Below are 18,115 nucleotides of genomic sequence, written 5' to 3'. Positions count from 1 at the left end.
TTCCCCAACCTGTGTCGTACACTGAAACGGAGGTTCCTCCGGTTCGAGTTCCACACTAAACGGAGGAGCCTCCGGTTAGCAAGTGACGTACCCCATAGGAGTGACGAGTGCGTGCTGACGCCGTCCGCAACCGCGGATTGCTGCTCGAGGTGGCGCTGGACGCGTTCACCCACGAGAAGGACGTGACGCTGGGCGCCATCGCCAAGAAGGCGGGCGTCGGCATCGGCACGCTCTACCGGCACTTCCCCACCCGCGAAGCGCTGATCGAAGCCGTTTACCGCACCGAGCTCGAGAAGCTCTGCGACGCGGCACCCGAACTGCTCGAGACCCTCGGCCCGGAGGCGGCGCTGCGGGAGTGGATGGACCGCTTCATCGCCTACCTGGCGACGAAACGCGACCTCAAGGACGCGCTGCAGGCCGTCATCGCCCTCGGCGTGAACCCGTTCGAACACAGCCGCGCCAAGATGGCGCAGGCGCTGGAGCAGCTGCTCACCCCGCTCGGCGCGAAGGTCGAGCCGCTCGACGTCATGACGATGCTCGTCGCCGTCAGCCAGAACGGCGACGCCGATCAGGCCAAGCGCATGCTGGACCTGATCATGGGCGGGATTCTCCACGGTGCTGCCCAGAACGCTGAGCCTCAAAACGCTCGATGAGCGTCGGCACCTCGCTCAGCAGGAACTCGTAGAAGTCCCGCATGTAGATCAGCCGCTCACGGGCAGGCCCCGGCCCGACGGTCTCGACGCCGTGCGCGACGGCGGACAGGATGTCGTCGATCGGGGCGTGCTGCCTGCCGTAGAGCGTGGTCCACGCACGGTCGCGCATCCGGTAGTGCTCACGGCGGCTGCCCGGCGCAGGGGCTCGTTCGATCAGCCCCATCTGCATGACCATCTTGATGGCACCCGACACGGATCCCGCGCTCGCGCCCAGCTCCTCGCTCAGATCGCCCGCCGTCAGCGACGGTGCGTCGGTGAACAGGAACGCCGCCAGCACCCGCGCCGCCATCCGCTGCATCCCCGCTCCGACCAGGGTGAGCGCCAGGTGTTCCGCAGCCTGCTTGCGATCTGTCTCGCCCGTCACACCGAACCCATCTGTCTTCAGAAATTTCTGAACGTTCGCTAGCCTCGATCCTAGGGGGAAGGGGCTGGACATGGCCACAGCACTCGTGGTGGGCGCCGGAATCGCCGGCCTCGCGACCGCGCTCAGGCTGACCCGCAGCGCGTGGGAAGTCGTCGTCCTCGACCACGGCGCGCACCACGATCCCGTGCCGCTGCGAGGCCCGGACCTGCACGCCGCCCGCCGGCTGGCCGCCCTGCCGTACCCGCTGCACTACGAGACGCGGCACAGCACCGTGACCGCGTTGCAGCCCGACCGCTTCGGCGTCACGGTCCCGTTCAACGACCACGACGACGAGTGGTTCGACATCGTCGTGTGCGCCCAACCGTGCTGCGAAGCCGATCGATTACCCGGCCTGCGCCTCGACTCCTGGTCCCGCGAGCACGTCGCACTGCTCTACCGGGCCGTGCGGGACACCGGGATCCCGCTGTGCGCGGCCGAGCTCCTCGCCGACGCGTTCGACATCCACCACGACGACCACGCGGCATTTTCCTGGTGGGAAACCACTTTGAAGCCGCACAGCGTTAGGCGGACCTTTACTCGCGTTCGGTAAGCCTGCCGGTCATGACCACGTTACGGAGACGTACCTTCATCGTGGGCGGCCTCGCGGGAGCGAGCGCCGGAGTGCTCATCCCGCGTCTGGCCAACGCCATCGGCTATCCCTTCACCCTCGGCGTCGCGTCCGGCGAACCGGCAGCCGACGGGTTCGTGATCTGGACCCGCCTCGCCCCGAACCCCCTGAACGCCGACGGTCTCGGCGGCATGCCGAACACCAACACCGCCGTCGAATGGCAGGTCGCCACCGACGAACGCTTCACGAGCATCGCCCGCACCGGCACCTTCACGACGACGCAGGCGAGCGCCCACTCCGTCCACGTCACCCTCACCGGCCTCGAACCCGGCCGCGAGTACTGGTACCGCTTCCGCACCGGCGGCCACATCTCCCCCGCCGGCCGCGCCCTCACCGCGCCGGCCGTGGGCACCTCCCCCGAACTCACCATGCTCTTCGCCTCGTGCTCGCACTACGAGGAGGGCTACTTCACCGCGTACCGCCGGATGGCCGAGGAACACCCGGACCTGATCCTGCACCTCGGCGACTACATCTACGAGGGCGCGGCCACGACCACGAAGGTCCGCCAGTTCGCACCCGCCGCCGAGATCAGCACGCTGGCCAACTACCGGGTCCGCCACGCCCAGTACAAGACCGACCCGGACCTGCAGGCCGCGCACGCCACCGCGCCCTGGCTGGTCGTCTGGGACGACCACGAGGTCGAGAACAACTACGCCAACCTGGTCCGCAACGACACGAGCCCCGCCGGTGACTTCAAGGCCCGCCGCGCGGCCGCGTACAAGGCCTACTACGAGCACATGCCGCTGCGCAGCGCCCAGGCCCCGAGCGCGGAGAACATGCTGCTGCACCGCAGGGTCCGCTGGGGCAGCCTCGCCACGTTCCACATGCTCGACACCCGCCAGTACCGCATGGACCAGGCGTGCGGCGACGGCACGAAGGTCTGCCCCGAAGCCGACGACCCCGCACGCACGATCACCGGCACCTCGCAGGAGACCTGGCTGATCGACGGCCTCCGCCAGAAGCTCGGCACCTGGGACTTCCTGGGCCAGCAGGTGTTCTTCGCCCAACGGCTCGCGAGCGCGGACGGCGCGAAGAGCATGGACGCCTGGGACGGCTACACCGCCAACCGCACCCGCATCCAGAACGCCTGGGACGCGAGCGGCAACAAGGGCACCGTCGTCCTCACCGGCGACGTGCACCGCAGCTGGGCCGCGAACCTCATGCAGAACTACGGCACGCAGAACCGGATCATCGGCACCGAACTCGTCACCACGTCGATCACGTCCGGCGGTGACGGCAACGCGGCGGACAACAGCCTCAACCCGACGCTCAACCCGCACGTGAAGTTCTTCAAGAACCTGCGCGGCTACGTCCGCACCCGCACCACGTCGGCGCAGATGAACGTCGACTTCCGCGCCGTCGACAAGGTCACCGTCCGCGACTATCCGGTCAAGACCGTCGGCAGCTACGTGATCGAGTCGGCCAACCCCGGATTGCAGGCGCCGTGAAGACACTCCTGATCGCGAGCCTCCTGCTCGCCCCCACGCCCATGACGTGGTCCACGGTCAACAGCGACTCGACCGGCGACCAGGACAACGCGGCCGTCTCGGCCACCCGCAACGGCTACACCGCCGTCGTGTGGGAGGACGACCGCGACACCACCAACCCCGAGGACCCGGTCCACTCCGACGTCTGGATCCGCCTCTACAAGGAGGGAACCTCCCTCTACGAGAAGAAACTGAGCAACGGCGGCACCGGCAACTGGCGCCACTGGCAGCCCGACGTCGCACTGCACGAGAGCGGCACCGCCGTCGTCGTGTGGTCGGAAGACCCGGACGGCAACGGTTTCTACAACATCGCGGTCCGCTCGGTCAGCACCAGCGGCACCGTCTCGGGTTCCGGCACGGCCAACGCGAGCGCCGACGGCCAGCAGCACTTCCCCAGCGTGGCGGCTGATCCGGACACCGGCGGCTTCGCCGTCACGTGGGAGGACAAGCAGGGCACGAACCCGCCCACCGTGCGGGTGAGCGGGTTCGCGTCCATCTCGTCCAAGACCTACGAGGCCCAGGTCAACAACGCGGGCGGCACCCACGCCAAGCCCCAGGTGGCGATGGGCGCCGCGGGCAACGCGATCGTGGTGTGGGAGGCGGACACCACCGTCGCCCGCAAGATCCTCACCCCGTCCGGCGGCGTGAAGCAGGCGCAAACCACGATCGCGCAAGGAAAACGCCCCGCCGTGGCAGCGAACTTCAACGGCGACCTCGCCGTCGCGTGGGAGCAGTCCGGTGTCCGCACGCAGTCCTTCACCGCGGCCGGGGCGTCCCGCGGCGCCGTCGCCCAGACCACCGGCACCGACCCGCAGGTCGGCATCGACGACCAGCTCGGTGTCGCGGTGACCACGGCGGAAGCGGACGACGTCTACACGCACGTCTACAACCCCGACGGCACCACGACCGGCCGCCCCGCGCGGCAGCTCACGGTCTCGAACGCCACCGGCAGGCAGAACGAGCCCGCCGTCGGCGTCGATCCGTGGGGCCGCATCACCGTCGTCTACACCGACGACAACGACGGCAACGGGTACGACCAGATCTACCTCGGCACCGGCCTGACCACCCAGGCCTGGTAGTCAGCGCTGGTCGAGGGGCCTGCGTCGCTGGTGGACGTCCAGCAGCGACGCGGGCTTCCAGAACCCGTGCACGTCGTAGGTGTCGACACCGGGCGGCACGATCTCGTCGATCCGGTCCAGCACGTCGTCGGTCAGCACCAGCGAAGCGCCCTCCAGCAACGACTCCAGGTGCTCCATCGTGCGCGGTCCGGTGATCGCCGAGGTGACCGCAGGGTGCGTCGTCACGAACGCGATCGCGAGCGCGGGCAACGACACCCCCATCTCGTCGGCGAGCTTCGCGAACTGCTCCACGGCGTCGAACTTCGCCGCGTTGCCCGGCAGCGACTCGTCGAACCGCTCCGGCGTCAGCGTCGCCCGGAACGCCTCCGCCGACGCACCCCGCCGGTGCTTGCCCGACAGGAACCCGCTCGCCAGCGGGCTCCACACCAGCACGCCCATCCCGAGCCGCTGACACGTCGGCAGCACCGACCGCTCGATCCCGCGCGCCAGCAGCGAGTACGGCGGCTGCTCGGTGCGGAACCGCATCAGCCCGCGGTTCATCGCCACGTGGTGCGCCTCGACGATCTCCTCCGCGGGGAACGTCGAGCAGCCGAACGCGCGGATCTTCCCCTCCCGCACCAGATCCGTCAGCACCGACAGCGTTTCCTCGACGTCGGTCGTGTAGTCCGGCCGGTGCACCTGGTACAGGTCGATCCAGTCGGTGCCGAGCCGCCGCAGGCTGTCCTCGACGGCCCGCACGACGTACCGGCGCGAGTTGCCGCTGCGGTTGCGGCCCTCGGTGAGCGGGAAGTGCACCTTCGTGGCCAGCACGACGTCGTCCCTGCGGCCCTTCAACGCCTTGCCGACGATCTCCTCGGACTCCCCTGCCGAGTACATGTCGGCGGTGTCGACGAAGTTGATGCCGGCGTCGAGTGCGCGGTGGATGATCCGCACGCCCTCGTCGTGGTCTTTGTTGGCGACGTCGCCGAACATCATGGCGCCGAGGCAGTGGTGGCTGACCTCGATGCCGGTTCCCCCGAGTACGCGATAACGCATTGTCATGCCGGAAAACCTAGGAACTAGAGTCGCCTCTAGGTCAAGAACCTATGCTCGGAGCATGAGCTTGAGCATCGGGCAGGTCGCAGAACGCACCGGGCTGAGCGTGCACGCGCTGCGGTTCTACGAGAAGGAGGGCATCCTCGCCAACCAGGTCCACAGAGGACCGGGCGGGCGCCGGGTGTACACCCAGCAGGACGTCGACTGGCTGCGCATGTGCATCATGCTGCGCATGTCCGGGATGCCGGTGCCGGAGATCCGCCGCTACACCGAGCTCGTCCGCCAGGGCGACGGCAACGAACTGCAGCGCCTCGACATCCTGAAGGAACACCAGGAGCGCGTCCGCCAGCAGATGGCGCAGCTGCAGGAGTGCATGGACCTGATCACCTACAAGGTGGGCAAGTACGAGGACTACATCAATTCGATCGCATCCAAGGCGGTCGGCCAATAACCTCGGGTTCATGCCCGTCGTGCTCTCGCTGAACATCGCGTCCAAGACGACCGAGGTCGACTACGCCCAGAAGGGTGCGACCGCCATCGACAAGCGTCCCGTCGACGGCCCGCTGGAGGTGCGCCCGCCCGGTCCGAAGAAGGGTGCCGGCAGCGGGATCCAGGGTGACGTGATCGCCGACTGGAACCACCACGGCGGCGACTACCAGGCCGTTTACGGTTACGCCCGCGAGGACCTGGACTTCTGGCAGGGCGAGCTGGGCGTGGAGCTGCACAACGGGCAGTTCGGCGAGAACCTGACGACGCAGGGCATCGACCACACGCACGCGCTCATCGGCGAGCGGTGGCGGGTCGGCACCGCGCTGCTGGAGGTGTCCGCCGCTCGTGTGCCCTGCCGGACGTTCGCGGGCTTCCTCGGGCAACGCGGCTGGGTGAAGCGGTTCACGCAGGTGGCGCGGCCGGGGGCGTACTTCCGCGTCATCGAGGCCGGATTGATCGCGCCCGGTGACGAGATCACCGTCGTGCATCGGCCGGAGCACGACGTGACGGTCGAGGTGTTCTTCCGCGCCATCACCACGGAGGCGGAGCTGCTGCCCAGGCTGCTGGCGGCGGGCGACTCGGTGCCGCCGGAAGTGGTCGAGCTCGTGCACAAGCGCACGGTGATCGAACTGGACTCCTGACGGGCACGTTCCCGGCGGGAGCGTTCCTGGTGCTGTGACCATCTGGGACGCGTCATCCGTGTCGGCCGTGAGACCTCGCGGTGCCTGCACCGGCGCCGGGCATCACCTTCCAGCGGACCAAAACCTGGAAGGAGCCCCCCGGACGCGAAGCCGAGCTCGACCGCATCGAGCACGCGCTGGAGCATTTCCCGACCGGGTCTTCGCCTCCGACGAGTTCGGGTCCCCGGGATCCGGCCGGCAGCCCGCTCCTGCCGGGCCGAGCAGGGCAGACCCGACCGGCTGTCGGCGACCTACCGCCGCACCCACGGCGCCACCACTCCGGCCGCGCTGAAGCCGATCCGCACTGCCCGACCGGACGGCGCGCCGGTCCGCATCGTTCTGGACAACCTCTCCGCCCACACCGGCGCCGACCTCCGCCACTGGACGAAGAAGAGACAACTGAGGAGGAACAGCGTTCGTGAGTGAATGGCAGCTGTCTGAGACGTTCCGCAGCACCTCCGGTGGTGTCCGCTGGGGAAGCCTCGGCCACTCCGGCCACGACCCGGTCGTGCTCCTTCACGGCACACCCTTCTCCTCGTACGTCTGGCGCGCCATCGCCCGCGCGCTCGCCCTCCGCCACCAGGTGTTCGTGTGGGACATGCCCGGTTACGGGGCATCGGAGAAGTACGCCGGCCAGGACGTCTCGCTGGCTGCCCAAAGCAGGATCTTCACCGAGCTGCTGACGCACTGGGGCCTTGAAGAACCGCTGGTGGTCGCCCACGACTTCGGTGGTGCCGTCTCCTTGCGAGCACATCTGCTGCACGGAGTCCGCTACCGCGCGCTCGCTCTGGTCGACCCGGTCGCGCTGGCTCCGTGGGGTTCCCCGTTCTTCCGGCTCGTGGGCGAGCACTCCGAAGTCTTCGAGCAACTGCCGCCCGCACTGCACCACGCCTTGGTGCGCGAGTACGTGAGCTCAGCCAGCAGTCCGGGCCTGCACCCCGCCGTCCTCGACCGGCTTGTCGAGCCCTGGCTCGGCGACCTCGGCCAAGCGGCCTTCTACCGCCAGATCGCCCAGGCCGATCAGCGCTACACCGACGAGGTGCAGGACCGGTACGGGGAGATCGGTTTCCCGACGCTGGTGTGCTGGGGCGAAGACGACACATGGATCCCCGTGGCGAAAGGACGGGAACTCGCCGCCCGCATCCCCGGCGCGCGGCTCGAACCGATCGCCGGGGCGGGACACCTCGTCCAAGAAGACGCACCTGCCGAACTCACAGCTGCCCTTCTCGCCTTCCTCCAGCAGCCAAGCTGACACAACCCGGCGAACCCGTGCGGTCACCGCACTAGCTGGGCGGGAAGCGCCGCACCCACCGCTTCTGCCACGGCGTTTCCACCGCGCGCGGGTGGTAGTGCGCACGCGTCCACGCCACGGCTTCGTCGGCCGGCACGCCGGACAGGACCGCCAGGCACGAGATGACCGTGCCGGTGCGGCCGACGCCTCCGCTGCAGGCCACCTCGACGCGTTCACCGGACAGCGCGCGGGCGTGCAGCGCGCGGATCACCCCGATCGCGGCGTCGTGATCACGCGGAAGGCGGAAGTCCGGCCAGTCGATCCAGTCGTGCGGCCACGGCACGTCGACAGGCCGGTGCTGCAGATACACCCCGTACTCGGGATGCGGGTCCACGATCTTGCCCTGGCGCAGGCCACGCCCTGTGATCACCGCCCCGTCAGGCAGCTCGATCGTCCTCACGAACAGTTCCCCCCAACAGTTCCACCAACCCGAACAGCAGATTCTGTCATGCCCGCCGCGCCGGATCACTTCGTTCGCACCACGCTTGTCCGGCTACAGGAACAGCAGCACGACCAGCGGCGGAATCCCTTCCGCCGCAACACCTCCCCACGCCTGGTTGCGCGGCCTGCTCATCGCCAGCTGGTCGGCGACCGCCAGCACGACGCTGCCCAGCAGCATGAACCACGACACGTAGATCACCAGCGTGCGCCCGACCAGCTCGTGCCCCGAGTTCACGGCGACGAGCCCCGCGATCAGGCCGCACGCCAGGAGCAGGTTGTAGAACCCCACCCCGAACGCCCACAACCGGATCGCCGGCACGTCCTCGGCGGGCTGCCGGAACACCGAGTGGTGCACGCGGTGGATCAGGAACGCCTCCCACACCCACACGACCAGGTGCACGAGCGCGGCGACGCCGGCCGCGACCTGAGCCACGACGCTCACAGGGTCACCCCGTGACGTTCCAGGGCCTCGAATCCGTTCGCGGACAGGTCGCGGAAGAACGCCCCCATCAGGGCTCCGACCGCGAACGCCAGGAACTGCACCGACGGCGTGTGCACGGTGAACGTGTGCGGCGCGTTGGGCGGGATCACGACAGCGCCACCCGGCGACAGGTCGTGCAGCTCGCCGTCGAGCAACACGGCCATGCGCCCGTGCAGCACGTAGTAGACCTTCGGCCACGGCGTGCGGTGCGGCGGCGCGGCCTCGCCGCGGGGCGCGTCCACCTCGAACAGCTCGTAGGCGCCGTCGGTGTCCTCGCCCGAGATCCGGACGGTGATCGTCGCGTCGGGCACGGTCAGCTCCACGCCCTCGCCGGCTGTGCTCATGAAGCGGGTGCTCGTCATGTCCAGCAGCGTCGGCTGCCAGGACGGACAGGCACATCCCGGAAAACTGGGATGCCCCGGCACCACGGCACGAGCGCATACTGCCAACCATGTGGGAGGGCCGTGCGCAGGGCGTGCGACGCGACGTGACCGCACTGGCGAGCGCCGGGCTGGACGTCGCGCAGCTGCACGCGGCGGCCATCGCGCTCGTCGACCGCGTGGTCCCGTGCGAGCTCACCTGCTGGGCCTCCATGGACCCCGACTCCGGCGCCATCAGCTCGATGACCAGCGGCGCCACCCGCATCCCGCAGCAGTACGAGCCGCTCCTCGCGAGCTGCGAGTACGCACCCGGCGAGCCGCACACGTTCGCGGCACTCGCCCAGCGCGGCGACACCGTGGCACGGCTCGAGGACCAGCGTTCGACCCGCCTCAACGAGGTCTGGCGCCCGCTGGGACTCAGCCACGAGCTGCGCGCACTGTTCCGGGCCGACGACACCTGCTGGGGCGCCGCGGGCATGGTCCGCACGAGCGACTTCACCGACCGCGAGCTGGAGTTCATCGCGTCGATCGCGCCCGCGCTCGGATCGGCCACCCGCGTCGCGGCACGCACGGCGGCCAGGCGGACCGGCACGCCCGCCATCGTCGTGGTCACGAAGGACGGCACGATCCGGGCGTCGACGGCCTCCGCGAACCACTGGCGCGACGAGATGGAGGAGATCGCGCCGGGCCGGTTCGCGGTCATGCTCCGCGCCGCCGCGGCCGGTGCACGCGCCGGAACGTTCACCGCGCGGGTCCGCGACGCCCACGGCGGCTGGATCCTCCTCGAAGCGAGCGAACTGGTCTCCGACGACGGCTTCGAGGCCGCAGTGACGATCAGCAGGGCGTCCGGCGCTGATCTGGCCGGGCTGCTGCTCAAGGCCCACGGCGTGACCGCCCGCGAGCAGGACATCTGCCAGGAGGTGCTGGCGGGCCAGTCGACCTCGGAGATCGCCGCACGGCTCGCCATCTCGCCGTACACCGTGCAGGACCATCTCAAATCGGTCTTCGCGAAGTTCGGCGTGCGCAGCCGCGCGGAACTCGTCGCGAAACTCTCGCAGGGGACTTTCGGGGGATCGATCCGGTAGCTCCGCTCTGCCAGCATGAGCGCCATGTACTCCGACCGCGCCCTGGTCATCGGCGCCGGCTTCGCGGGACTGCTGGCGGCCAGGGTGTTGTCCGAGTCGTACGGCGACGTGGTGCTCGTGGAACGCGACCAGATCCCGGCAGACGCCGGACACCGCTCAGGCGTCCCGCAGGCCCACCACCCCCACGCCCTGCTCGCCCGCGGCGCGGAGGTGCTCGAAGGGCTCTTCTCCGGTCTCGGCGCGGAACTGCGGGCCGCGGGCGCCGTCCAGGCCGACCTCGGCAGCGACTTCGCCAGCCGGGCACCGGCGGGCTGGGCACCCCGCGACCCGATCGGCCTGAGCGTCCTGTCGACGACCCGCGTGACGATCGAGCGGATCATCCGCCGCAGGGTGCTCAAGCTGCCCAACGTGTCCCTTGTGGACGGTGTCACGGTCGACGGCCTGCTGCACGACCGCGGCACCGTCACCGGCGTGCACGGCAGGCGGTCCGGCGAACCCTTCACCGACTACGCGGACCTCGTGGTCGACGCGTCCGGCCGCACCAGCAAGCTCGTCTCGTGGCTCGCGGAGTTCGGCGTCCACTGCCCGGCCCCGATGATCGTGAACGGCCATCTCGCCTACACCTCACGCCTCTACCACGTGAACCACGACCTCCGGCTCGGCTGGAAGACCGCCTACGAGATCACCCACGCCCCCACCACGAGACGCGGCGGCGCGGTGTCCTCTGTGGACGGTGACCTGTGGTTCGTGACGCTGTTCGGCGCGGGCGGCGACATCGCCCCGACCGACGACGACGGCTTCCTCGCCTACGCCACCACCCTCGAGTGCCAGGACATCGCCGAGATCATCAAAACGGCCACCCCGGCGTCCCCGATCCACCGCGCCACCAACCTCCGCAGCCGCTGGAACCGGTTCCACAAGGTCCCGAACTGGCCACGCGGCCTCCTCGCGCTCGGCGACTCGGTCGTCTCGCTCAACCCCGTCTACGGCCACGGCATGACCCTCGCCGCCCTGAACTGCGCCGAGCTGCGCACCCTGCTCCAGGAGCACGACCTGGCCAAGGAACCCCTCGTCTTCCAGCGCGCGATCGCCAGGACCGCCCGGATCCCGTGGATGTCCGCGACGACCACGGACCTGGGCTGGAGCCAGAAGAAACCGCCCCGCGGCACCCGGTTGATGCAGTGGTACGCCCGCCGCCTGTTCGAGGTGATCCCCGGCAACCCGCAGGTCTACCGCGCGTTCCTCCGCGTCTCGCAGATGGTCGACCACCCGGTGGCGCTCCTCCGCCCGGCGGTGTTGTGGACAGTGCTCACCGGATCGCGCCCTCGGGCCAGACAACGGTGACCGGCACACCCTTCGACCTCGCATAGGCGACCACGTCGGCAGTTCCACCGCGCCCGCGCCCCGGCAGCCCGTCCCACACCGCGAGCAGCGAGTCGGACTCGTCGACCATCCGCTTGCCCGCCTCCATGTACGCGTGCGAGTCAGGCGTGACGAACGGCAGCCGCACGACGTTGCCCGCCCGCGCGAGCAGCCGGTCGAAGGTCGGCCGGTAGTCCTCCGGCAGCGACTCGCGGTACTTCACGGCGGGCAACACGACCACGAGCGAACCACCGGCATCCAGCACGGCCTGCGCGAACACGGCGTCGGCCCCGTCCGCCAGACACGACACGCCCACCACGCCGCTGTCCTCTGCCACTGCGGCACGAATCATCCGATCGACCTCCGCCTCCAGTTCGGAGGAGAGGCCACGATGACCGGTGATGGCGAGGCGAGTCATCTGCGCAGGATATGCGGCCACAACACGGTCAGGCGGCCAGATCCCCAAGCGACAGGACACAGCTGGGGCACACGACGGTGCTCACCCGAGACCCTTGTCGCGGTTCTGCTCGGCGATGGCCATGTAGTGGACGTTCGTCATGATCCCGAGGATGTTCCCGAACGGGTCCAGGACGGACGCGGTCACGTACCCCTCACCCCGCACGCGCGGCTCGTCGTGCGTCTTCGCCCCGAGCTCGTGCAGCCGGGCGAGCGTCGCCTCGAGATCGTCGACGGCCCAGTACAGGATCGCGCCACCCGGTCCCTCCGAGGGAGTCACCTCGAGCCGCCTCTGCAACAACCCCAGTTCGGCCAGGTAGTCGCCGATGCGGAACTCGACGTATGCCAGTTCCCCGTCCGGAGTACGCCCCTCGAAGTACGCCTCGACGCCGAGGAGCGCCGTGTACCAGGCACGCGCCTCGGCCACGTCGTCGGCGTAGTAGGTCACGGTCGACATGCCTCGCAACATCTGAGATCCCTCCAAAAAATTTCGGTGTCGGGATCCAGGTTCGGCCGTAAAGTGCTCATCCAGTGAGCACTTTTACCGGGAACCTCGAAAAATGCGCGCAGACCGCCTCGTGGCCACCCTGCTGCTGATGCAGGCCAGGGGCCGCATCACAGCCGCTGAGCTGGCAGAAGAGCTGGAGGTGTCCACGGCCACCGCCCGCCGTGACCTCGAAGCGCTGTCCACCGCGGGCGTGCCCGTGTACCCGCAGCCGGGCCGGGGCGGCGGCTGGTCGCTCATCGGCGGCGCCCGCACCGACCTGAGCGGGCTGACCGCGGCGGAGGCGCAGGCGTTGTTCCTGATCGCCGGACCGGCCGCTTCCGTTGCGCCCCAGGTGAAGTCGGCGCTGAGAAAGCTCGTCCGCGCGTTGCCGCGGACGTTTCGCGCCGACGCGGAAGCCGCGGCCTCGGCAGTCGTCGTCGACTCCGCGGGCTGGGGCGACGACACCAAGGACAGGCCCGTCCTGGTGTCGGTGCTGCAACAGGCCGTCGTGCAGCAGATCAAGGTCCGGCTGACCTACCAGAAACGCGGCTCCGCCCCCACCGGACGCGTGGTCGACCCGTGGGGACTCGTCGACAAGGACGGCATCTGGTACTTCCTCGCCGGCACCCCGGACGGCCAGCGGACGTTCCGGATCGACCGCATCCTGGGCGCCACGCTGACCGGCACCCCCTCGGCGAAACCGCCCGACTTCGAGCTCGCCAAGGCGTGGGACTCGGTCGTCACAGAGGTCGAGCAGCGCCGTTCGGAGACCGCGGCGATCATGCTGGTGCCCGCGCGGTTTCTGAAGATCTTCCAGGAGATGCACGGCCGCCACTGCACGGTGCTCGACGACGCCGGGGAGAACGTGAGGGTGCGGCTGACCGCACCGCGCCCGCTCGACATCGCCCGCAACGTCGCCGGATGGGGCGGCCTGATCACCGTCGAGTCACCGAACTCGGTGAAGGAACACCTCGCCCGCATCGGCGCCGAGCTGGTCAGCCGATACCCACCTGCTTCTCCAGCCGGTCCAGCCGAGTCATGATCATCTGCAGCACCTTCGCCGCGTCCGGCGTGGCCTGCTGCTGCTTCTTGAGGTGGATGATCCCGGCGAGCGCGGTCTGCACGGCACGACGGGTGCCCTTGAGATCCGCGCCGAGCTCGCGGAGGACCTCGCCGCCCTTGCCGTCGGGTTCGGCGATGATGCCGAGCAGCAGGTGCTCGCAGCCCACGTAGTTGTGCCCCAGCGACATGGCCTCGACGACGGCCAGTTCCAGCGCGTTGACCGCGTCCTGGGCGAACCCGCTGCCCTCCACGGGCTCGGACGGGAACCGCAGCGTCCGCGGATCGATGTCGATCGCGCGCAGCACGTCCAGGCCCAGGTTGCCGCCCTCGTCGACGAGCGCCTGCGCCAGCTCCGCGGTGGTGACCACGGGCGACTCGGCCGCGAGACGGAGCACGGTGCGCAGCCGCTCGGTGAGCTGCGAGCCCCTCTCGCCGTCGAGATCGGCGACCGTGAGCCCACGAACCGACGTGATCCGCTTGACGGACACCTCCAGCGCGCGCTGACAGATGGCCGACACCGGAATGTTCAGGTCCTTCACCGCTTCGGCCAGGTCATCGGGCAGGTAAACATTGATTTTCGGCATAACCCCATATGTACCCCCATGTGGGGTTACAGTCAACGACAAACGCGGCAACCGTCACACTTGCGGGTGATCAAAGGGGACGGGAGCGCGGGCGTGGAGGAGAAGAGCAGGCTCATCGGGAGCCGCTACCGGTTGCAGAAGAAGGTCGGCCAAGGCGCCATGGGCGTCGTCTGGCAGGCCTACGACGAGCAACTGCAGCGGGTGGTCGCGGCCAAGGAACTGCTCGCGCTCGACAGCCTCGACGAAGCCAAGGTCGAACGCGCCCTCGCCAGAGCGATGCGCGAGGCCCGGCTGGCCGCCCGCCTCGAACACCCGAACGCCATCCGCGTCTACGACGTGGTGGAGGACCAGGGGCAGCCCTGGCTGATCATGGAGTACCTGCCCTCGCGCAGCCTCGCCGCCGTCATCGCGGAGCAGGGCTCGCTGCCGCCCCGCGAGGTCGCCCGCATCGGCTGCTACACCGCCGCCGCACTGGCGGCCGCGCACCGCCACGGCATCCAGCACCGGGACGTGAAGCCCGGCAACGTCCTGATCGGCGACCAGGAAGTCAAGATCACGGACTTCGGCATCTCCCGCGCCACCGACGACGGCACCGCCACCGCGACCGGCACCGTCGGCACCCCCGCCTTCTTCTCCCCCGAGGTCGCCCGCGGCGAAGACGCCGGCTTCGCCTCCGACGTCTTCTCGCTCGGTGCCACGCTCTACAACGCCGTCGAAGGCGTTCCGCCGTTCGGTGCCGCGGACAACCACATCGCGATGCTCCACCGCGTGGCGAGCGGCTCGTTCATGCCGCCGGCCAACGCCGGCCCGCTGTTGGCCCCCGTGCTGTTCCGGTTGCTGGCCACCGAGCCGGAGCGCCGGCCCACCATGGAGGAGGCCGTGCACCTGCTGGCCGCCGTGGTGAACGAGTCGCCGCAGGTGTCCGAGGCGACGGCGGTCATCCCTGCCACGGTCGAGCTGCCGGTCGAGGCGCAGCCGGAGGAGAAGGCGAAGCAGGAGGCGAGTGCCGCTGCCGCCGCCGCGGTCGCCGAACCGGAGGCACAGCCCGAACCAGAACCGGAACCGCAGCCCGAACCGGAACCACAGCCGGAGCCGGAGCCGGAACCAGTGGTGGCGGCGCCCGCGGAACCCGTTGCCGTACCAGAGGAACCGCCACCCGCCCCGGTTCCCGCACAGCCGGAACCCGAGGAGAAGCGGCGCAAGTTCCCGCTGGTCCCCATCGCGATCGTGATCCTCGTCCTGGCCGTGGGCATCGGCTCGTTCCTGTTGTGGCCCAAGGGCAACCGGAACAACGCGACGAACAACCCGCCAGCCTCGGGCTCCTCGGCCGCGCCCACCACGGGCCAGTCGCCGTCCCAGACCCAGCCGCAGACGACGACGGAAACCCCGGCACAGACCCAGCCCCAGACGCAGCCGCAGTCCAACCCTCAGACGAACACCCCGAACCCGCCTGCCGCACCGCAGACCGCACAGCAGGCGATCGAGGCGTACTACGCGCTGATCCCCGGCGATCTGCAGACCGGCTGGTCGTTGCTGACCGACTCCTTCAAGGCCGGCCGCGGCCTGACTTTCGAGGGATACCAGACGTTCTGGCGCAACTACACGAGTGTCCAGCTGTCGAACCCCGCACCGCAGGGCGACAACGTCGTGACGGTGACGGTGCAGTACATGCAGGGCGCCAACGTCGCGATGACCGAGCGCAACACGTACACGCTGGTGCGGCAGAACGGCAAGTGGATGATCGACAACCAGGCACCCTAGGACCATGACTCGACGCGCCCTCGTCACCGGAGCCTCGCGCGGCATCGGTGCCGCCATCGCCCACGCCCTCGCGCGCAACGGCCACCGGATCGCCGTCCACTTCCGCAACGACGAAGCCAAAGCCGTTGAGGTCGCCCGGAACCTCCCCGGCGAAGGGCATGTGACCGTCCAGGGCGACCTCGGCGCGAACCAGGCCGAGCAGATCGTCCGCGAGACGGTCGAGCAGCTCGGCGGGCTCGACGTCCTGGTCAACAACGCGGGCGTCTACTTCCACCACCCGATCGCGACGACGAGCTTCGACGAGTGGCAGGACGCCTGGCGCCGCACCGTCGAGCTCAACCTGTACGGCCCCGCCGACCTGACCTGGCACGCGGTCCGGCACCTGACCGAGGGCGGCCGGATCATCAACGTCGGCTCCAGGGGCGCCTACCGCGGTGAGCCCGACGCCCCCGCGTACGGGGCAGCGAAGGCCGGGTTGCACGCGATGACCCAGTCGCTCGCGCTCTCCCTTGCGCCGCAGGGCATCGCGGTCGCCGGCGTCGCGCCGGGCTTCGTCCGCACCGACATGGTGGCGGACCTCCTCGCGGGTCCGGAGGGCGACGCGATCCGCGCGCAGAGCCCGTTCCACCGCGTCGCCGAGCCCGAGGACGTCGCCGCGGCGGTCGCGTGGCTCGCGCAGCCGGAGGCCGAGTGGGCGGCCGGCACGATCATCGACGTGAACGGCGCTTCCCACCTGCGTTGATTCCCAGAACGGCGACCGGAACCAGTTCCGGTCGCCAGTTGATCTTCCCGGCAACCGGTCTAGACCACTAACGTCGCGGTGGGCGCACGACGAAAGTGGAAGGCAACCCCTGCAATGCGTTCACTCCGATCTCGCCTCGGTGCCGTCAGCCTCGCGCTGGCCGCAGCCGCCGCGACAACGACGGTCATCGCGCCTGCCGCGCAGGCCGCCTATCCCCCCGGCTTCAAGAGCGTCGGCTACCAACCCTCCTGGTCCAACAACTTCGGCTCCATCCCGTACAGCAAGCTCACGCACATCAACTACTCGTTCGCGCTGCCGAACGCCAACGGCACGCTGCAGGCCATCCCCGAGCCCGGCAAGCTGCAGCAGCTCGTCAGCGGCGCGCACGCCAACGGCGTCAAGGTCTCGCTCGCCGTCGGCGGCTGGAACAACGGCAACGACGACAACTTCGAGATCCTGGCGGCCAGCGCGAACGGCCGCACCACGTTCGTCAACTCCCTGATCAACGTCGTCAACCAGTACAACCTGGACGGTGTCGACATCGACTGGGAGTACCCGGATCCGGGTGCAGAGGGCGACAACTTCACCCTGCTGATGCGCCAGCTCGGCGACGCCCTGCACAGCCGCGGCAAACTGCTCACCGCCGCGGTCGTGAGCGAGGGCGACACGGCGAACGGCGTGCAGCCCGCGGTGTTCGGCATCGTCGACTGGCTGAACATCATGGCCTACGACGGCGGCAGCCCCCACGCGAACTACGACTGGTCGGTCAACAGCGTCAACTTCTGGAAGAGCCGCGGCCTGCCCGCGAGCAAGGCCGTGCTGGGCGTGCCGTTCTACAGCCGCCCGACGTACATCTCCTACGCCGACCTCGTGCGGCAGGACCCGGCCAACGCCAACCGCGACTGCTACAACGGCAACTGTTACAACGGCCTGCCGACGATCCGCCGCAAGACGACGTGGGCGCTGTCGAACGCGGGCGGCATCATGAACTGGGAGCTCTCCCAGGACACCACGGGCAGCACCAGCCTGCTCAACGCCATCTGGGACACCGCGTCCGGCGGCACCCCGCAGCCCGGCGGCACCATCACCGGCTACGGCGGCAAGTGCGTCGACGTGGCGGGCGCGAACCCGGCCAACGGCACCGCGGTGCAGCTCTGGACGTGCAACGGCACCAACGCCCAGCAGTGGACCCGCAACGGCTCCACCCTGCGCGCACTGGGCAAGTGCCTCGACGCGTCCGGCACGGCCAACGGCGCGGTGACGCAGATCTGGGACTGCACCGGCGCGCCGAACCAGCAGTGGACCGCCGAGGCCAACGGCCAGCTGCGCAACGCGGCGTCGGGGAGATGCCTCGACGCCACCGGCCCCAGCTCGGCCGACGGCACCAGGCTCCAGCTCTGGGACTGCGCAGGCACCGCCAACCAGCAGTGGCGCTTCAACTGACCTGACGGTGATCCCGGTGCGGGGCG

The 18,115-nt window shown here is 69.5% G+C and carries 21 protein-coding genes; 13 read left to right on the top strand and 8 right to left on the bottom strand.

From position 1 onward, the window contains the following. The first annotated feature begins 107 nt into the window (after nt 1-107). Nucleotides 108-653 (top strand): TetR/AcrR family transcriptional regulator, encoded by a 546-nt coding sequence (locus IEZ09_RS16735; protein ID WP_189254624.1) that lies wholly within the window; start codon nt 108-110, stop codon nt 651-653. Here IEZ09_RS16735 and IEZ09_RS16730 read toward each other — a convergent pair. Beyond that, entirely contained in the window at nt 595-1,077 is a 483-nt protein-coding gene (locus tag IEZ09_RS16730) for a GbsR/MarR family transcriptional regulator (RefSeq protein ID WP_229812628.1), read from the bottom strand. The genes IEZ09_RS16735 and IEZ09_RS16730 overlap by 59 nt on opposite strands. A gap of 70 nt (nt 1,078-1,147) precedes the next feature. Between IEZ09_RS16730 and IEZ09_RS16725 the strand changes: the two genes are divergently transcribed. Genes IEZ09_RS16725 through IEZ09_RS16715 form a run of 3 tightly spaced genes read left to right on the top strand, consistent with a single transcriptional unit; the run spans nt 1,148 to nt 4,310 of the window. Further along, nucleotides 1,148-1,666, top strand: a complete 519-nt coding sequence (locus IEZ09_RS16725; protein WP_189254622.1) for an NAD(P)-binding protein — start codon at nt 1,148-1,150, stop codon at nt 1,664-1,666. 11 nt (nt 1,667-1,677) lie between these two features. Continuing rightward, nucleotides 1,678-3,192 (top strand): alkaline phosphatase D family protein, encoded by a 1,515-nt coding sequence (locus IEZ09_RS16720; RefSeq protein ID WP_189254621.1) that lies wholly within the window; start codon nt 1,678-1,680, stop codon nt 3,190-3,192. After that, nucleotides 3,189-4,310, top strand: coding sequence for a hypothetical protein (locus IEZ09_RS16715; protein WP_229812627.1), 1,122 nt, complete (start codon nt 3,189-3,191; stop codon nt 4,308-4,310). Before IEZ09_RS16720 ends, IEZ09_RS16715 begins: the two co-directional genes overlap by 4 nt. Here IEZ09_RS16715 and IEZ09_RS16710 read toward each other — a convergent pair whose 3' ends face one another. Then, nucleotides 4,311-5,345 carry an aldo/keto reductase gene (locus IEZ09_RS16710; protein WP_189254711.1) on the bottom strand — a complete coding sequence of 345 codons (1,035 nt, stop codon included), beginning with the start codon at nt 5,343-5,345 and terminating at the stop codon, nt 4,311-4,313. Between the two features lie 61 nt (nt 5,346-5,406). On the opposite strand from IEZ09_RS16710, the gene IEZ09_RS16705 reads away from it, so the two are divergent. The 3 genes from IEZ09_RS16705 to IEZ09_RS16695 all read left to right on the top strand — a co-directional run bounded on the left by IEZ09_RS16705 (nt 5,407) and on the right by IEZ09_RS16695 (nt 7,766). Continuing rightward, the gene (locus IEZ09_RS16705) at nt 5,407-5,796 is read left to right on the top strand and encodes a MerR family transcriptional regulator (protein ID WP_229812626.1); all 390 of its coding nucleotides are present in this window, start codon (nt 5,407-5,409) and stop codon (nt 5,794-5,796) included. Nucleotides 5,797-5,806: 10 nt separating this feature from the next. Next, complete coding sequence (locus IEZ09_RS16700; RefSeq protein WP_189254619.1) at nt 5,807-6,475, top strand: MOSC domain-containing protein; 669 nt, start codon at nt 5,807-5,809, stop codon at nt 6,473-6,475. A 457-nt stretch (nt 6,476-6,932) separates the two neighbouring features. After that, nucleotides 6,933-7,766 (top strand): alpha/beta fold hydrolase, encoded by an 834-nt coding sequence (locus IEZ09_RS16695; protein WP_189254618.1) that lies wholly within the window; start codon nt 6,933-6,935, stop codon nt 7,764-7,766. A 31-nt stretch (nt 7,767-7,797) separates the two neighbouring features. Here the strand turns inward: IEZ09_RS16695 and IEZ09_RS16690 are convergent, their stop codons facing one another. The 3 genes from IEZ09_RS16690 to IEZ09_RS16680 all read right to left on the bottom strand — a co-directional run bounded on the left by IEZ09_RS16690 (nt 7,798) and on the right by IEZ09_RS16680 (nt 9,089). Beyond that, the gene (locus tag IEZ09_RS16690) at nt 7,798-8,205 is read right to left on the bottom strand and encodes a protein-tyrosine phosphatase family protein (RefSeq protein ID WP_370467719.1); all 408 of its coding nucleotides are present in this window, start codon (nt 8,203-8,205) and stop codon (nt 7,798-7,800) included. Nucleotides 8,206-8,298: 93 nt separating this feature from the next. After that, nucleotides 8,299-8,688 (bottom strand): DUF1304 family protein, encoded by a 390-nt coding sequence (locus tag IEZ09_RS16685; protein WP_189254617.1) that lies wholly within the window; start codon nt 8,686-8,688, stop codon nt 8,299-8,301. Further along, nucleotides 8,685-9,089 carry a cupin domain-containing protein gene (locus IEZ09_RS16680; RefSeq protein ID WP_229812625.1) on the bottom strand — a complete coding sequence of 135 codons (405 nt, stop codon included), beginning with the start codon at nt 9,087-9,089 and terminating at the stop codon, nt 8,685-8,687. Before IEZ09_RS16680 ends, IEZ09_RS16685 begins: the two co-directional genes overlap by 4 nt. 89 nt (nt 9,090-9,178) lie before the next feature. On the opposite strand from IEZ09_RS16680, the gene IEZ09_RS16675 reads away from it, so the two are divergent. Then, nucleotides 9,179-10,192: a helix-turn-helix transcriptional regulator gene (locus IEZ09_RS16675; protein WP_189254616.1), complete on the top strand. Its 1,014-nt coding sequence runs from the start codon at nt 9,179-9,181 to the stop codon at nt 10,190-10,192. 15 nt (nt 10,193-10,207) lie between these two features. After that, nucleotides 10,208-11,536: an FAD-dependent oxidoreductase gene (locus IEZ09_RS16670; RefSeq protein WP_189254615.1), complete on the top strand. Its 1,329-nt coding sequence runs from the start codon at nt 10,208-10,210 to the stop codon at nt 11,534-11,536. On the opposite strand, the gene IEZ09_RS16665 is transcribed toward IEZ09_RS16670, so the two are convergent. Both IEZ09_RS16665 and IEZ09_RS16660 read right to left on the bottom strand, forming a co-directional pair. After that, entirely contained in the window at nt 11,502-11,972 is a 471-nt protein-coding gene (locus IEZ09_RS16665; protein ID WP_189254614.1) for a hypothetical protein, read from the bottom strand. The two genes, IEZ09_RS16670 and IEZ09_RS16665, sit on opposite strands and share 35 nt — an antisense overlap. Nucleotides 11,973-12,053: 81 nt before the next feature. Continuing rightward, on the bottom strand, nt 12,054-12,467 hold the full coding sequence (locus tag IEZ09_RS16660) for a VOC family protein (protein ID WP_229812624.1): 414 nt from the start codon (nt 12,465-12,467) through the stop codon (nt 12,054-12,056). A 103-nt stretch (nt 12,468-12,570) separates the two neighbouring features. Between IEZ09_RS16660 and IEZ09_RS16655 the strand changes: the two genes are divergently transcribed. Then, a complete protein-coding gene (locus tag IEZ09_RS16655; RefSeq protein ID WP_189254612.1) occupies nt 12,571-13,539 on the top strand; it encodes a helix-turn-helix transcriptional regulator in 969 nt (322 codons plus the stop codon). Here IEZ09_RS16655 and IEZ09_RS16650 read toward each other — a convergent pair. Further along, nucleotides 13,493-14,143 (bottom strand): Clp protease N-terminal domain-containing protein, encoded by a 651-nt coding sequence (locus IEZ09_RS16650; protein ID WP_189254611.1) that lies wholly within the window; start codon nt 14,141-14,143, stop codon nt 13,493-13,495. The genes IEZ09_RS16655 and IEZ09_RS16650 overlap by 47 nt on opposite strands. Nucleotides 14,144-14,209: 66 nt before the next feature. Here IEZ09_RS16650 and IEZ09_RS46455 point away from each other — a divergent pair, with 66 nt between their 5' ends. The 3 genes from IEZ09_RS46455 to IEZ09_RS16635 all read left to right on the top strand — a co-directional run bounded on the left by IEZ09_RS46455 (nt 14,210) and on the right by IEZ09_RS16635 (nt 18,089). Further along, the gene (locus tag IEZ09_RS46455; protein WP_229812623.1) at nt 14,210-15,904 is read left to right on the top strand and encodes a protein kinase domain-containing protein; all 1,695 of its coding nucleotides are present in this window, start codon (nt 14,210-14,212) and stop codon (nt 15,902-15,904) included. A gap of 4 nt (nt 15,905-15,908) precedes the next feature. Continuing rightward, entirely contained in the window at nt 15,909-16,646 is a 738-nt protein-coding gene (locus IEZ09_RS16640) for an SDR family NAD(P)-dependent oxidoreductase (RefSeq protein WP_189254610.1), read from the top strand. A 114-nt stretch (nt 16,647-16,760) separates the two neighbouring features. After that, nucleotides 16,761-18,089 carry a glycosyl hydrolase family 18 protein gene (locus IEZ09_RS16635; protein WP_189254609.1) on the top strand — a complete coding sequence of 443 codons (1,329 nt, stop codon included), beginning with the start codon at nt 16,761-16,763 and terminating at the stop codon, nt 18,087-18,089. Nucleotides 18,090-18,115: the final 26 nt, after the last annotated feature.

Source organism: Lentzea flava, assembly GCF_014648475.1.
Classification (GTDB): domain Bacteria; phylum Actinomycetota; class Actinomycetes; order Mycobacteriales; family Pseudonocardiaceae; genus Lentzea; species Lentzea flava.
This window is presented reverse-complemented; position numbering and strand designations above follow the sequence as displayed.

Bases quoted from the DNA above. Each gene is read 5' to 3' on its own strand.
- IEZ09_RS16720 (WP_189254621.1), top strand. From the start codon at position 1,678: ATGACCACGTTACGGAGACGTACCTTCATCGTGGGCGGCCTCGCGGGA.
- IEZ09_RS16655 (WP_189254612.1), top strand. From the start codon at position 12,571: ATGCGCGCAGACCGCCTCGTGGCCACCCTGCTGCTGATGCAGGCCAGG.
- IEZ09_RS16640 (WP_189254610.1), top strand. From the start codon at position 15,909: ATGACTCGACGCGCCCTCGTCACCGGAGCCTCGCGCGGCATCGGTGCC.
- IEZ09_RS16675 (WP_189254616.1), top strand. From the start codon at position 9,179: ATGTGGGAGGGCCGTGCGCAGGGCGTGCGACGCGACGTGACCGCACTG.
- IEZ09_RS16635 (WP_189254609.1), top strand. From the start codon at position 16,761: ATGCGTTCACTCCGATCTCGCCTCGGTGCCGTCAGCCTCGCGCTGGCC.
- IEZ09_RS16680 (WP_229812625.1), bottom strand. From the start codon at position 9,089: ATGACGAGCACCCGCTTCATGAGCACAGCCGGCGAGGGCGTGGAGCTG.
- IEZ09_RS16665 (WP_189254614.1), bottom strand. From the start codon at position 11,972: ATGACTCGCCTCGCCATCACCGGTCATCGTGGCCTCTCCTCCGAACTG.
- IEZ09_RS16700 (WP_189254619.1), top strand. From the start codon at position 5,807: ATGCCCGTCGTGCTCTCGCTGAACATCGCGTCCAAGACGACCGAGGTC.
- IEZ09_RS16705 (WP_229812626.1), top strand. From the start codon at position 5,407: ATGAGCTTGAGCATCGGGCAGGTCGCAGAACGCACCGGGCTGAGCGTG.
- IEZ09_RS16650 (WP_189254611.1), bottom strand. From the start codon at position 14,143: ATGCCGAAAATCAATGTTTACCTGCCCGATGACCTGGCCGAAGCGGTG.
- IEZ09_RS16710 (WP_189254711.1), bottom strand. From the start codon at position 5,345: ATGCGTTATCGCGTACTCGGGGGAACCGGCATCGAGGTCAGCCACCAC.
- IEZ09_RS16725 (WP_189254622.1), top strand. From the start codon at position 1,148: ATGGCCACAGCACTCGTGGTGGGCGCCGGAATCGCCGGCCTCGCGACC.
- IEZ09_RS16660 (WP_229812624.1), bottom strand. From the start codon at position 12,467: ATGTCGACCGTGACCTACTACGCCGACGACGTGGCCGAGGCGCGTGCC.
- IEZ09_RS16670 (WP_189254615.1), top strand. From the start codon at position 10,208: ATGAGCGCCATGTACTCCGACCGCGCCCTGGTCATCGGCGCCGGCTTC.